Source organism: Ruegeria sp. Alg231-54, assembly GCF_900143525.1.
Lineage (GTDB): Bacteria > Pseudomonadota > Alphaproteobacteria > Rhodobacterales > Rhodobacteraceae > Ruegeria.
The window spans coordinates 839,112-851,726 of record NZ_FREZ01000001.1 but is presented as its reverse complement, the minus strand read 5'-3'; the positions used below and the strand labels follow the sequence as shown (position 1 = coordinate 851,726).

Here is a 12,615-nt window from a genome sequence, read left to right as displayed (position 1 = left end):
ATGTCTGACCAAGACGCCTATATCGCCCTGATCAGCAGCCTGCCAGGCTCTGAGCGGTTGTTCGTGGCCAAACAACCTCCGCTGTCGCGGCTGCGGCTGGATCGTCGCCTTAAGGCGCTGACGCCCGAGGACGCTAAGGTTCTGAAGGTTATGGAACATGCTCTGAATTGGAGCGCATATGACATGGATGTCACTGACGCGCAGGCTGTATTGAGGTGCAAACAAGCGTTGGCCGAAATCCCGCAACCATCCTTGCGCCGCCTGTTCCTTGAACGGATGGACCTGCGTACTGTTGTTGCAGCACTGCGCCTGCGCGGGCAGGGTGGCAATCCGCTGTCCGGTGCGTATGGGTTTGGACGTTGGAGCCGTCACATCCCTGCCAATTGGGGTGACCCGGATTTCCGTCTGTCCACGGCGATGCCGTGGATCAAGGAAGCACGCCAGTTGCTTGAGGCCGAGGACCCCTTGGGTCTGGAACGACTGCTGCTGTCAGTCAGCCATAAGCAACTGAAACGACACGCCGCCCGTCACCTGTTCGATTTTGAGGCCGTGGCGATCTATGTCTTGATCTGGAACATTTTCGATCGCTGGTCGCAAAGCAACGCGCAGAATGCGGCCGCAAGATTTGAGAAGCTTGCCCAGCAAGCCATGAGCAATGTCGCAGATTTCGATTTTGAGAGAGTAAGCGCATGAGTGCCCAAACACCTTCGGTTCAAACCGCAACCGCCCGCGTCGTCTCTGTCCAGGAAGGGCTTGTGAAAATTCAGGCCAACCAAGATGCCGCTGGTGTTCCGGGACAACTGGTCAAGAACGAGGTCGTGTTCATCCTTCCGACTCGTCCCGCCCCGGGTGGGCGTCAGGAACGCCTGAAGGCTGAGGTGCTGCGCGTGCGCGGCGATACAGCCGACGTTCAGGTCTATGAAAGCACGGACGGCGTCGCGGTTGGTGATCCGGTTGAACAATCGGGACAACTACTTTCGGTCGAACTTGGGCCGGGTCTTTTGGGGCAGGTCTTTGACGGCCTGCAATCGCCTTTGACCAAGGTTGCGGCCGAATTCGGGACTTTCCTGCCGCGCGGGGCGGATGTGGCGCCGCTGGATGATCAGGCAAAATGGTCTTTCACTCCCACAGTCAAAGTTGGCGACACGGTCAAGGCCGGCGACAGCATTGGCACTGTTCCCGAAGGCCGGTTTACCCACAAAATCATGCTGCCTTTCAACTGGGTTGGCGATTACAATGTTGTCTGGGTTCAGAAAGGTGCAGCATCGATCCACGAGATCGTCGCGCGTCTTGAAGACGAGCAGGGTGGGGAGCACACGCTGACCCTGTGCCAAAAGTGGCCGGTACGACGACCGTTGCCCGAAACCATCCTGAAACGCGCCTCGTCCGAGCGCCTGTACCCGACTGAACCGGTGCTGACCTCGCAACGCCTGATCGACACGTTCTTCCCCATTGCGCGCGGTGGCACGGCCTGTATTCCCGGCCCGTTCGGTGCGGGCAAAACCGTGCTGCAAAACCTGATCGCTCGGAACTCCAAAGTGGATATCGTGATCGTGGTGGCCTGCGGTGAGCGTGCGGGCGAGGTGGTGGAAACGATCCACGAATTCCCCAAGATGACCGACCCGATGTCGGGCGGCAGTCTGATGGATCGGACGATCATCATCTGTAACACCTCTTCCATGCCTGTAGCGGCCCGCGAGGCGTCGATTTTCACCGGCATCACCCTGGGCGAGTATTACCGCCAGATGGGCTATGACGTGCTGTTGATTGCTGACAGCACCAGCCGCTGGGCGCAAGCCATGCGCGAGACTTCCGGCAAGCTGGAGGAAATCCCCAGTGAAGAAGGCTTCCCTGCCTATCTGGAAAGCTCGATCAAGGGCCTGTACGAGCGCGCAGGAGCGATGGAGACCAATGATGGCGATCTGGGTAGTCTGACGCTGATCGGTACGGTTTCACCGGCGGGTGGCAATTTTGACGAGCCTGTGACGCAGTCCACGCTGTCTACCGTGAAGTGCTTTTTGGGGCTGTCCTCGGAACGGGCTTACAAACGGTTCTATCCTGCGGTCGACCCAATGCTTAGCTGGTCGCGATACACTGATCAGCTCTCGGATTGGTATGACAAAAACGCCGAGCCCGGTTGGACAGGCAAGGTGCGCGATCTGCTGGCCCTGATTGAAAAAGGTGAACAGGTCGACCAGATGATGCAGGTGACCGGCGAAGAAGGCGTCACCATCGAGGATTTCGTCACACAGCAAAAAGCGTTGTTTGTAGATATGGTGTACCTACAGCAGGATGCCTTTGACAAAGTCGACGCAACCGTCCCGCTAGAGCGCCAGAAGATGACATTCAAGCTGGTCTATGATGTTACGCAATCAACTGCTGAATTCGCGGATAAGGGTGAAGTGCGTCAGGTGTTCACCCAGCTCACTGGTCTTATGAAGAACTTCCACTATGCCGCGGAAAACACGCCGGAATTCAAGTCGCTGTGGGGGCAGATACAGGACCTGAGTCGCGAGAAATTTGGAGTGTAGGTCAGGGAAATGGTAGCCCGTAGGGGAATCGAACCCCTCTTTCCAGGTTGAAAACCTGGCGTCCTAACCGATAGACGAACGGGCCATCTGGTAGTGGCATTAGCACAAGTGGTAGCCCGTAGGGGAATCGAACCCCTCTTTCCAGGTTGAAAACCTGGCGTCCTAACCGATAGACGAACGGGCCACGCTTGCTTGTGGAGGGCCTTTTACGGTTTACCTCTGACCCCCGCAAGCCGAAAAATGCAGGGATGCGAAACTTTTTTGGCAGGGCCGGAAATGGGCTCAGTTTGCCTCTGCCGCGTCCTCCAGTCTCAGCTGAACGCTTTGCCGTCCACCCCATGTGTTCACCTCAAGCCGCCCGGCGAAATGAAAGCGCGCCCCGCCATGGTTGGACAGCTTTTCCCCCATCGGCCCGTCAAAGGCGCCAAAGGCAATGGCATCAAGGCCACCACCAACCCCGTCGGTCAGCGACAGTTTCAGATGCGATTCCCCCACGCGCTTGGCAAAGCGCACCTGCAGGTCCGGCAACGCATAGCGTGGGGCAGGGGCGCTGGCCCCGAAAGGACCGGCTTTTTCTATCTGTTCGATCAGATCGACCGAAGCTGCGCCCGGCATAAGCGCTCCGTCTAGCTTCATGTCTGCAGGACCGCCTTTGCCCGCGCCTTGCTTGGCCAACAACTCGCTGAGGCGTTCCATGGCCGGTTCCAACTGATCCCGCATAACGGTCAGCCCTGCGGCCATCTTGTGCCCGCCGCCTTTGACCAAAAGTCCCTCAGCCGCCAATCGTTGGATTGATGCCCCCAGATCAACGCCAGAAACCGACCGCCCTGAACCCTTGCCTTCATCACCATCAAAGCCGATGACAATGGCGGGTCTGTTGGCGTTTTCCTTGAGGCGGGATGCCACGATGCCGACAACGCCGGGATGCCATCCTTCGCCCGCCGCCCAAACCAGAGGTGCGTCCAATCCGCGTTCCTCGGCTTGTTCCAGTGCTGCCGCTCGTACCGCGTTTTCGATATCACGACGCTCGGTGTTCAACTCATCCAACCTTTGAGACAGCGCTTCAGCTTCGGTCATCGAGTTCGTGCTCAGCAGTCGCGCGCCCAGATCGGCCTGACCGATCCGCCCGCCCGCATTGACGCGCGGACCCAGAAGAAAACCCAGGTGATAGCTGGTAGGGGCTGAATCCATACGCGCCACATCCGACAGCGCCACTAATCCGGGTCGTTGCCTCTGTGCCATGACCTTAAGGCCTTGCCGCACCAGCGCCCGGTTCGCGTCAATCAGCGGGGCCACGTCTGCAACGGTTGCCAATGCCACAAGATCCAGCAGCCCGATCAGGTCGGGACCCTTAACCTCAGCCTCACGCAGTTGCCGCCCGGCCTCAACCAGCATCAGGAACACCACGCCGGCAGCGCAGAAATACCCCAAATCACCGCTCTCATCCTGCCGGTTTGGGTTCACGACCGCCACGCAATCGGGCAGCGTTTCACCACCAAGGTGGTGGTCCAGCACAATGACATCCGCGCCTTTTGCCGCCGCGATAGGTTCATGGCTAAGCGTTCCGCAATCCACGCAGATAATCAGGTCATGCGTGGCCGCCAGTTCCTGCATTGCAGGCACGTTCGGCCCATAACCCTCATCAATTCGGTCTGGCACATACAGCGTGGCTTGCAGCCCCATCTGACGCATCCAGACAAGCAACAAAGCCGCCGAACTGCCCCCATCGACGTCGTAATCGGCAAAAACCGCGATCCGCTGCTTGTTTCGGACAGCTTCCAAAAACCGCGTTGCGGCGGTCTCCATATCTTTCATGGACCGGGGATCGGGCAGCAATTCCTTCAGCTTTGGTTCAAGAAAGCTTTCGGCTTCCATGGGTGGCACTCCGCGCCGTGCCAGAACCTGACATAGCGCACGTGGCAGCCCGGACTGTTGCACCAGCATTTCCGTGGCCCGTTCGACCTCGGCCTCCGGTCCGATCCAACGCCGCCCGGTCAGTGACTGCTCAACCCCTAAAAAGCTCATGCCTGCCTCTCATATGCTAAGGCCGGACCCTCTCGGATCCGGCCTCATTGTATCTATCGAAACCTCTGCCAAAGGCAAAGGTGCAAGCCATCACGCGTTGTCGTGCGGCCAGGTTGGCGTGCGGTAGGACATGCGGCGCACCGACCCGGTTTTGGAACGCATCAGCAGGGTGGTGGTTTCAACCCAGCCCGGCTGGCGTTTGATCCGCGGCAGCAAAGAGCCACCCGTCACGCCAGTTGCGGCAAAGATCACGTCTGCCGTCACCATCTCATCGCGAGAATAAACGCGGTCCAGATCGGTGATACCCGCCTTGGCGGCGCGGCCACGCTCGTCGTCGTTGCGGAACAGCAGGCGGCCAAAGATCTGCCCACCCATGCATTTCAGCGCGGCAGCGGCCAGAACGCCCTCGGGTGCTCCGCCTTGCCCCATGTACATATCGATGCCGGTCTCTTCGCTTTCGGCACAGTGCATGACGCCGGCCACGTCACCATCGGTGATCAGGCGGATCGAGGCGCCGGTTTCGCGCACTTCAGCGATCATCGCTTCGTGGCGGGGACGCTCCAGAATGCAGACGGTGATGTCGGCAGGCTTGCAGCCTTTGGCATTGGCCAGCGCTTCAACGCGTTCACGCGGGCTCATGTCCAGGTTTACGACGCCTTCGGGAAAGCCCGGACCAATGGCCAGCTTATCCATGTAAACGTCAGGAGCATGCAGCATCGACCCGCGCGGGCCCATCGCGATCACGGTCAGCGCGTTCGGCATATCCTTCGCGGTCAGAGTCGTGCCCTCAAGCGGGTCCAGTGCGATATCCACACCGGGACCGTTTCCGGTGCCGACCTCTTCGCCAATATACAGCATCGGTGCTTCGTCGCGTTCGCCTTCGCCGATGACAACCACACCCGCAATATCCAGCAGGTTCAGCTGTTCGCGCATCGCGTTTACAGCCGCCTGATCCGCAGCCTTTTCGTCACCACGTCCGACCAGCGAGGCCGAGGCAAGTGCGGCCTGCTCTGCGACCCGTGCAAGGCCAAGAGACAACAGACGGTCGTTGAAATCGATTTTGGCAGCGCTCATTTTTTCGTATCCTCAGGTCAATAAAGGCGTTTCATCGGGCATAGCCTGCGTTTTGTGCAGGCCGCAAGGGTCAAACCTCTTCAATCCGCAATGCGACGGGCTCACCCGACACGACATCGGTCGCGCGAAGCCCTTCCAATGCGACATCCAGCGTGGCCCGCGTGGTCTTGTGCGTCACAATCAGAACCGGCGCGGTGGCTTCGGTGTGCCCGTACTGGCGCATCCGGTCGATCGAGACACCCGCGTCACCCAGAATGGCGGCCACTTTGGCCAGCGCACCGGGTTTGTCGAACAGCGCGAGGCGCAGATAGTAGGGGGCGGGCAGGCCGGTAATGGCGGGTTTTGCGTCCTCCAACGTTGCTGCAGGGCGGCCAAAGGTCGGAATTTGCAATCCGCGCGCCAGATCGCAGACGTCGCCCATCACGGCGCTAGCCGTTGGACCTTCGCCCGCACCGGGGCCGCGCAGGACGACCTGATCGACTGCGTCGCCTTCGATGACGACCATATTGGTGCCGCCTTCCAGCTGACCCAAGGGCGAGCCGCTGGGTACAAGGCACGGCTGCATCCGCTGTTCCAGACCGCGTGCCGAGCGCTGAGCGACACCCAGCAACTTGATACGATAGCCCATGTCGGCTGCCTGATGAATGTCATCCAGACTGATATGCTGGATGCCTTCGATCTGGATGCCGTCGAAATTCGGTTTGGTGCCAAACGCGATTGAGGACAACAGTGCCAGCTTGTGCGCCGCGTCGATGCCGCCCACGTCCAGGTTCGGGTCAGCCTCGAGGTAGCCCAGCTCGGCACATTCCTTGAACAGCGCGTTATACCCCAGTTCCTGCGATTGCATCCGTGTCAGGATATAGTTGCAGGTGCCGTTCATCACGCCCATGACGCGGGTGATTTCGTTCCCGGCCAGCCCCTCGGTCAGGGATTTGATCACAGGGATACCACCTGCAACGGCCGCTTCGAAACGGACTACACGGCCTGCGGCCTCGGCTTTTTCAGCCAGTTCCTGCCCGTGAATGGCCAACAAAGCCTTGTTCGCGGTCACCACATCCTTGCCAGCGGCCAACGCGGCCTCGACAGATGCTTTGGCGGGGCCGTCTTCGCCGCCCATAAGTTCGACAAAAATATCGACATCGTCGCGCTGCGCCAATGAGACGGGATCAGTCTCCCATGCATATTCCGACAGGTTCACGCCACGGTCTTTGTTTGCGTCGCGCGCAGAAACAGCGGTGATTTCGATCGCGCGACCTGTACGCGCCTGCAGCAGGTCGGCATGGCGGCGCACGATCCGCACGACACCCACGCCAACTGTTCCCAAGCCGGCAATTCCCAGCCGCAGCGCCTGTGTCATCCCGTGGGTTCCTTTCCGCTCGAATGTCCTTGGTTTCGGGCTGTTTGCCCGTTCAAAGGTGCCTTAACGGGTTCGGCGTCGAGGCGCAATCCGAGACAGCGGTAACAGTCGGTTGAAACGCGAAAGGTCAGTTGGTTTGCACGTTCTGCAGCGCTTCGGCCCTTTTGGCCAGCGCTTCGCGGCGCGCGGTCAGGTCTTCTTCAACCTCGGCCGCTTCGTTCACGGGATTTATGGGCGGGCCAAGAATGTCCTGAAGTGGGACCAGCTTCGGGTACGCGGCCGAGCGCACATTCGGCTGTTCGCGTCCTTCCAATTCCGGGAAGTCCGTGCAGGCTGCGCAAGTCAGAAGCAGAACCAAAAGTGGCAGGGGCTTCATACCGAACCCTTTCAATGGAGACTGCCCCCGTGATGCACCTTTTGCGGCGGTCGTTCAAGCGGGGTTCTATATGAACGCTTGTTCATATACGGTGGCGGTATGGCACGTACCCAAGGCTCTCACTCCGATATCACCGGCCCGCGCATTCGAAAAGCAGCGCTGGGGCTGTTTGCTCGACATGGCTATGCCGCTGTATCCATGCGCCAGATCGCAAAAGACGTGGGTGTGCAGGCGGGGGCGCTGTACAACTACACGCCCGACAAGCAAAGCCTGCTGTTTCGCCTGATGCAGGATCACATGCAGGATCTGTTGGCTGCTTATGGTGAACTTGAAAAACCCGCCGATGCCGAGACCGCGCTACGCCGCTTTGTCGGCTTTCACATTCGGTTTCATATGGAGCGACCGGATGAAGTCTTTATTGCCTATATGGAGTTGCGCAACCTCACGCCCGAAAACTTCTCGGAAATTGAAGGCTTGCGCCGGGCTTATGAGGATTCGCTAGAGGCCATCTTGCAGGATGGGCAGAAGTCTGGGCTCTTTTCGGTTGCTGATACCAAAATCGCGACCCTGGCCGTGATCGCCATGTTGAACGGTGTGATGACCTGGTATCGTGCAGGCGGACGCTTGTCGCTGGACGAAGTTGAGCAGGTTTATTGGGATATGGTCAGACGCGCCGTAACCGCCTGACCAACTTTGTTTAATCAGTGCGCGGCGCGGATGAATGTGCCATTGCGGAGTTCTTTGAAAGCCAGTTCTAGTTCGGCACGCGTGTTCATGACAATTGGACCATGCCATGCGACAGGCTCATCAATCGGCGCGCCCGAGATCAACAGAAACCGGACACCTTCCGGACCAGCTTGAACCGTGACCTCATCACCGGTGCCGAACCGAACCAGAGTGCGGTCACCGGACAGATCACGGATGTTGACCTCTTGTCCCGCGACCTCTTTTTCCAAAAGAACGCCGGTAGGTTGTGATGCATCGGCAAAGGCCGCCTGTCCTTGGAACACATAGGCAAACGCCCGCCGGTAGGTGTCGATGCGAAAGGTCTTTCTCACACCGGCCGGAACCTGAATATCCAAGTACTGCGGGTCGGCGGCAATACCGTCTACCGGGCCGGTTTTGCCCCAGAACTCACCAACAATAACGCGCACAGTGGTGCCGTCATCATCAATGACCTCGGGGATCTCTTTGCTTTGAACATCCTGATAGCGGGGGGCTGTCATCTTTTGATCTGACGGCAGATTGCCCCACAGCTGGAAACCGTGCATTTGGCCCGCACCGTTTCCCTTGGGCATTTCCTGATGCAGGATTCCGGACCCGGCGGTCATCCACTGAACGTCGCCTGCGCCCAAATTGCCGGTGTTGCCCAGCGAATCCGCATGCTCGACCGAGCCGGACAGGACATAAGTGATCGTTTCGATGCCGCGATGCGGATGCCAGGGGAAGCCTGCCTGATAATCCTTGGGGTGATCATTGCGGAAGTCGTCGAACAACAGGAACGGGTCAAGCTCGGACGGGTCCTGAAAGCCAAACGCCCGGTGCAATTTGACGCCTGCGCCTTCCATGGTTGGCATGGCTTTGCGGGTTTCCAATGTTGGTCTAAGGGACATGATGGCCTCCTGAATTTGTGGGGATCATGTATGCTGTTGGCGATATGCGTCAATTTGCGTGCAAACACGGGTGCTGTGCGCAATTCCATAGTCGGCTTCCCTCTGTTTTTTGGAAGACAAAGCGGATAAACCCGGACCGAACAGAGCAGGGGACGTCGATGCAACAAGAAATTCTGGCCACGGTCCGACCTTCATCATCCAGACGTTGGATAGGGGTGGGGATGCTGTCGACCGTGGGTGTGCTGGTCATCTATGTCGCTTTGACCACGCCACCGGAACCGGCCTGGCTGGTCTTTTTACTTGTCGTTGGTGTGGCGGCGTTCTGGCTGGCCTATCGCATGTGGCAAGCCACCAGTGACTGGATCGAGCTGACCGAGACTGAATTGCGGACCGGTTCAGGGCAGGTGATTGCGCGTGTCGAAGATATCGAGTCGATCGATCAGGGGGTGTTTGCGTTCAAGCCGTCAAATGGATTTTTGTTGAAGACTGAGGAAAGCGCAGAAAACAGCTGGGCACCGGGACTGTGGTGGCGATTGGGGCGCCGTGTTGGCATAGGCGGCCTGACCACGGCCGCCGAAACCAAATTTATGCTCCAGGTGCTACAGCCACTGCTACATCCTGCTGACAGAAGTGATCAGAAACGCTCCCTTTGACGATGGGAACAAAACGCGGGCGCGTGAAAATGAAATTGTTGAATATGTGATCTCTGTTCAGCCATTCGGTGTTCAGAATTGGAACATAGGGTTTAGACGTTTCAACAATGATCAGTGTGTCTAAATCTGCCATTCTCGGCAGCTTTTCAATCAACGGATCAAGGTTGTCCGCGGTCCAATTGCTCTCAAACCCGCAAGTTGTAGACCACTCTACTCTATATCTCTCTTCTGTACCCTCATCTTGATCCGCGGCAATATACTGGATCGCCGACAAACGCATTTTAAGCGGTGAATTGTCGGTTACCATGCGATTGTAAACCAAATACATGGATTCCGCATAGGTATCCGTAATTTCATTCTCTCCCTCACGTGAAATCAAGTCACTTATTGTATACGCCGCCTTCAGGTTCGCCGTGTTTTCAAGAAAACCATCAAAAAATGTATAGGTAAGCGTGATAGTCCAAACGAGAACAGGAAAAATAAGAGCTGTTTCAATGGACAGGCTGCCGTTGTCCTTGCTCGCAAAAGTGCCAAGCAGGTTACAGATACGTGAAGGAAGACGCATCATTTTAAGGCTCCTGAACAAAGGTAGTCGTCGCCGTAAGTCTGACCAGCCCATCTTCGCCGGATACAGAGCGCCCCATTGCGGTCGTTGGAAAAAGTGGATCGACCTTGGCGCAGGCACGCAAAATCATCAATGCGTTTGATCCGCCATTTTGGAACTCGGTGACAGGTTGAACCTCTTCTGCTCTGTCTACACAGGTTGCTTCGATTGGAAAATTCACACCGCCATATGGGTTTTGAATAATCATCTCCAATAACATGTTGTCGGAACAGTCCCGCATCACTGCCATGTTATCGCAGATGGCATCCTTGATCGTATCGTGATCGGTATCCGTCAAATTGATCCCAAGTCGAATGTCGCGCACGACCAGATCCATAGAGCGATTTAGCATCGCTTTCTGAATTGAGACCATTGAGTATTCAATGACGCCCAGAATGAAGAATATGTACAAAGGGAACAGTATGGCGAACTCGACGGTGAATGAACCGTCTTCTGTTCGTTTAAACCGGACAACTTTTACCAGAGCTTTGCGGATCATTGCGTTAGTCTCAGTTGTTTGATTGCCGTAGCAATAGAATCAAAGACTTGCGGAAGAGTCAGGTCACCCAGTTTGCCGTCGCTTTTGACTTCATAGAAGAATCCGGCGCCGCTGGAGCAGTTTCTGATTGCTGTTACACCTACTGAAGGTGCCTCAAAGGCAATCCCATAGACATCGACATCCTTACCTTTGACCTTGGTGCAGATATCTTGCAGCCGCGTGTCCTTTTTGGTCCGGTAAATCTCGGTAAATGCTTTGTCATACCAAGTTTGATTGTGGTTGGACTGCCAAGCATAGTTATACTCGGCATTCCAGTCCAAGGTGACGCGGTTCCACAACTGCGGGTAGGTCAGGCGCACTGATTGATCTGCCGCCTCACCGCCAAAGGGTTCGGACTGGCCTTCCAGCTCCTGTCTTGTCCAGTAATACTCAGGTGTGTCGCCAGGAGCTGAGGTCCGGACGCTGTATTCGCCGCCGTACCTGTCGGTCCTACAGCGGAGTTGACCCCACCTGTTATACCAACACCTTCTGACCTCGTGCTCATAGTTGGGGTTGTACCAAACATCCGAATCCCCATCGCGGTATGCCTCGTTCAGAACCCAATTTTCGGTGTTCTCGCCGTCGGTCATGACGATCATGATTTTTTTGACATTGGATTCGTATGCCAAGGGGCGATTATCAAAAGTCACCGGAACTATTTTCTTTGGCGCCAAACCCGTGTTGGTGTCTAACCCTGTTTCCGGATTAATTGCGTCAGGGTCGGCGTTCTGTTTCGAAAGCTTGTTTATCACAGGTTGGAACTGAGGATCCAGCAGCGCGGCCCCCCATTTCACCCCGATATCAATCGACGTGTTTCCGCCGGGTGACATGGCCGCGATCTGACTGTGCAAGTCGGAAATGACGTTTGTCACTGCTGTAATATCGCTGCCCGCGCGTGTTGTGCAGACCGAGCGTGAGATTTGGTGTATTTCATCATTGTAGTCGTCGTTATAGTTTCTGCGATCGAAATGGGCCGTGCGATTGAGCTTTTTGTTTGGATCGATCCAGTATTCCGTGAAATCATTATCGACAAAGTCCACGCAGTGCGAATAATTGTGTTCAGTAGTAACACCCGGCATGTTGGCCAGAATGTTTGCGCCGGCATTCACCTGGTTGTTGTAAGGTATGATTGAAATCGAAATCTTGTCCGGGTTCTCTTTCGTGTACATCGTTGTCACGAACTGCGTTGCTGCTTCCTGAAGCACTTCCATTTTTGATTTGCTGTCAGTTGCCGAATCCCAACTCATAGAGCCGGAGATATCCAGAACCATCGCGATTTCGAGCGACCCAATGGCCTCTTCCGCGACGCTCGTGACCGAAGCCGTCAGTTGGGGATACCCGAAGAACCACATAAAATGTGTGGGAACGTCGACTTTAGCTTTTGCTGTGACTTTTCTCGATCCAACCCTGGGATCATCCTCTACTTCAGGTTCTTCCGTAAGCTTGCCGCGGACGTCGGATTTCTCAATATATGACTTGACCACTTCCGCAGGGGGGAGCTTTTGTTTGACGTTGGCCGCCGCAAGAACCGCGCGATCCAGCGTTCCCTGGAGGCTGGCTCTGTCACGTTCAAAGTTCATTATGTCAACGCCGATACCTGCTGTCGCAAATATGAGCAAAAATCCAAGGGTCACAAAGATCGTGAACACGCCACCATCCTCGTCGTGTGAAAAACGACGAGCAGCGGCGGCTGCGTTCTCAAAATTCTTGGTGTTGCACTTAAATACGCGCATTTTCATCTGGCCGACCTCGCTGAGCAGACATCCGGCGCTGCTAAGGAAAAGTTAACGTTTGAAAACTAACGGCGAATCGTGGCGTGAATTGGGCGGAAGCGCCGAAGATAT

At 56.6% G+C, this 12,615-nt stretch carries 12 protein-coding genes and 2 tRNA genes; 4 read left to right on the top strand and 10 right to left on the bottom strand.

Annotation, left to right across the window (positions count from 1 at the left end):
* Both DHN12_RS04250 and DHN12_RS04245 read left to right on the top strand, forming a co-directional pair.
* Window positions 1–693: a hypothetical protein gene (locus tag DHN12_RS04250; protein ID WP_108858995.1), complete on the top strand. Its 693-nt coding sequence runs from the start codon at window positions 1–3 to the stop codon at window positions 691–693.
* Complete coding sequence (locus tag DHN12_RS04245; RefSeq protein WP_108858994.1) at window positions 690–2,531, top strand: V-type ATP synthase subunit A; 1,842 nt, start codon at window positions 690–692, stop codon at window positions 2,529–2,531. Before DHN12_RS04250 ends, DHN12_RS04245 begins: the two co-directional genes overlap by 4 nt.
* A gap of 10 nt (window positions 2,532–2,541) precedes the next feature.
* Here the strand turns inward: DHN12_RS04245 and DHN12_RS04240 are convergent.
* The 6 genes from DHN12_RS04240 to DHN12_RS04215 form a co-directional block, all read right to left on the bottom strand.
* Window positions 2,542–2,616: transfer RNA gene (locus DHN12_RS04240), tRNA-Glu, on the bottom strand.
* Between the two features lie 24 nt (window positions 2,617–2,640).
* Window positions 2,641–2,715, bottom strand: a tRNA-Glu gene (locus DHN12_RS04235).
* A gap of 98 nt (window positions 2,716–2,813) precedes the next feature.
* Window positions 2,814–4,556 (bottom strand): single-stranded-DNA-specific exonuclease RecJ, encoded by a 1,743-nt coding sequence (gene recJ, locus DHN12_RS04230; RefSeq protein ID WP_108858993.1) that lies wholly within the window; start codon window positions 4,554–4,556, stop codon window positions 2,814–2,816.
* 90 nt (window positions 4,557–4,646) lie between these two features.
* The gene (glpX, locus tag DHN12_RS04225; RefSeq protein WP_058274789.1) at window positions 4,647–5,630 is read right to left on the bottom strand and encodes a class II fructose-bisphosphatase; all 984 of its coding nucleotides are present in this window, start codon (window positions 5,628–5,630) and stop codon (window positions 4,647–4,649) included.
* Window positions 5,631–5,700: 70 nt separating this feature from the next.
* Entirely contained in the window at window positions 5,701–6,987 is a 1,287-nt protein-coding gene (locus tag DHN12_RS04220) for a homoserine dehydrogenase (RefSeq protein ID WP_108858992.1), read from the bottom strand.
* A gap of 127 nt (window positions 6,988–7,114) precedes the next feature.
* The gene (locus DHN12_RS04215) at window positions 7,115–7,363 is read right to left on the bottom strand and encodes a hypothetical protein (protein WP_108858991.1); all 249 of its coding nucleotides are present in this window, start codon (window positions 7,361–7,363) and stop codon (window positions 7,115–7,117) included.
* 99 nt (window positions 7,364–7,462) lie between these two features.
* Between DHN12_RS04215 and DHN12_RS04210 the strand changes: the two genes are divergently transcribed.
* Entirely contained in the window at window positions 7,463–8,050 is a 588-nt protein-coding gene (locus tag DHN12_RS04210; protein WP_058277332.1) for a TetR/AcrR family transcriptional regulator, read from the top strand.
* Between the two features lie 14 nt (window positions 8,051–8,064).
* Here the strand turns inward: DHN12_RS04210 and DHN12_RS04205 are convergent, their stop codons facing one another.
* Window positions 8,065–8,976 carry a pirin family protein gene (locus tag DHN12_RS04205; RefSeq protein WP_108858990.1) on the bottom strand — a complete coding sequence of 304 codons (912 nt, stop codon included), beginning with the start codon at window positions 8,974–8,976 and terminating at the stop codon, window positions 8,065–8,067.
* Window positions 8,977–9,134: 158 nt separating this feature from the next.
* Between DHN12_RS04205 and DHN12_RS04200 the strand changes: the two genes are divergently transcribed.
* Window positions 9,135–9,629 carry a hypothetical protein gene (locus DHN12_RS04200; protein ID WP_108858989.1) on the top strand — a complete coding sequence of 165 codons (495 nt, stop codon included), beginning with the start codon at window positions 9,135–9,137 and terminating at the stop codon, window positions 9,627–9,629.
* On the opposite strand, the gene DHN12_RS04195 is transcribed toward DHN12_RS04200, so the two are convergent.
* The 3 genes from DHN12_RS04195 to DHN12_RS04185 are packed head-to-tail and all read right to left on the bottom strand — an operon-like array spanning window position 9,562 to window position 12,510.
* Window positions 9,562–10,197: a TadE/TadG family type IV pilus assembly protein gene (locus DHN12_RS04195; RefSeq protein ID WP_108858988.1), complete on the bottom strand. Its 636-nt coding sequence runs from the start codon at window positions 10,195–10,197 to the stop codon at window positions 9,562–9,564. The two genes, DHN12_RS04200 and DHN12_RS04195, sit on opposite strands and share 68 nt — an antisense overlap.
* Before the next feature lies 1 nt (window position 10,198).
* Window positions 10,199–10,732, bottom strand: coding sequence for a TadE/TadG family type IV pilus assembly protein (locus tag DHN12_RS04190; RefSeq protein WP_108858987.1), 534 nt, complete (start codon window positions 10,730–10,732; stop codon window positions 10,199–10,201).
* On the bottom strand, window positions 10,729–12,510 hold the full coding sequence (locus DHN12_RS04185; protein ID WP_108858986.1) for a TadE/TadG family type IV pilus assembly protein: 1,782 nt from the start codon (window positions 12,508–12,510) through the stop codon (window positions 10,729–10,731). Before DHN12_RS04185 ends, DHN12_RS04190 begins: the two co-directional genes overlap by 4 nt.
* Between the last annotated feature and the right edge of the window lie 105 nt (window positions 12,511–12,615).

Excerpts from the sequence above, each read along its gene's own strand:
- DHN12_RS04250 (WP_108858995.1), top strand. The coding sequence starts at position 1 with ATGTCTGACCAAGACGCCTATATCGCCCTGATCAGCAGCCTGCCAGGC.
- DHN12_RS04245 (WP_108858994.1), top strand. The coding sequence starts at position 690 with ATGAGTGCCCAAACACCTTCGGTTCAAACCGCAACCGCCCGCGTCGTC.
- recJ (WP_108858993.1), bottom strand. The coding sequence starts at position 4,556 with ATGAGCTTTTTAGGGGTTGAGCAGTCACTGACCGGGCGGCGTTGGATC.
- glpX (WP_058274789.1), bottom strand. The coding sequence starts at position 5,630 with ATGAGCGCTGCCAAAATCGATTTCAACGACCGTCTGTTGTCTCTTGGC.
- DHN12_RS04220 (WP_108858992.1), bottom strand. The coding sequence starts at position 6,987 with ATGACACAGGCGCTGCGGCTGGGAATTGCCGGCTTGGGAACAGTTGGC.
- DHN12_RS04215 (WP_108858991.1), bottom strand. The coding sequence starts at position 7,363 with ATGAAGCCCCTGCCACTTTTGGTTCTGCTTCTGACTTGCGCAGCCTGC.
- DHN12_RS04210 (WP_058277332.1), top strand. The coding sequence starts at position 7,463 with ATGGCACGTACCCAAGGCTCTCACTCCGATATCACCGGCCCGCGCATT.
- DHN12_RS04205 (WP_108858990.1), bottom strand. The coding sequence starts at position 8,976 with ATGTCCCTTAGACCAACATTGGAAACCCGCAAAGCCATGCCAACCATG.
- DHN12_RS04200 (WP_108858989.1), top strand. The coding sequence starts at position 9,135 with ATGCAACAAGAAATTCTGGCCACGGTCCGACCTTCATCATCCAGACGT.
- DHN12_RS04195 (WP_108858988.1), bottom strand. The coding sequence starts at position 10,197 with ATGATGCGTCTTCCTTCACGTATCTGTAACCTGCTTGGCACTTTTGCG.
- DHN12_RS04190 (WP_108858987.1), bottom strand. The coding sequence starts at position 10,732 with ATGATCCGCAAAGCTCTGGTAAAAGTTGTCCGGTTTAAACGAACAGAA.
- DHN12_RS04185 (WP_108858986.1), bottom strand. The coding sequence starts at position 12,510 with ATGAAAATGCGCGTATTTAAGTGCAACACCAAGAATTTTGAGAACGCA.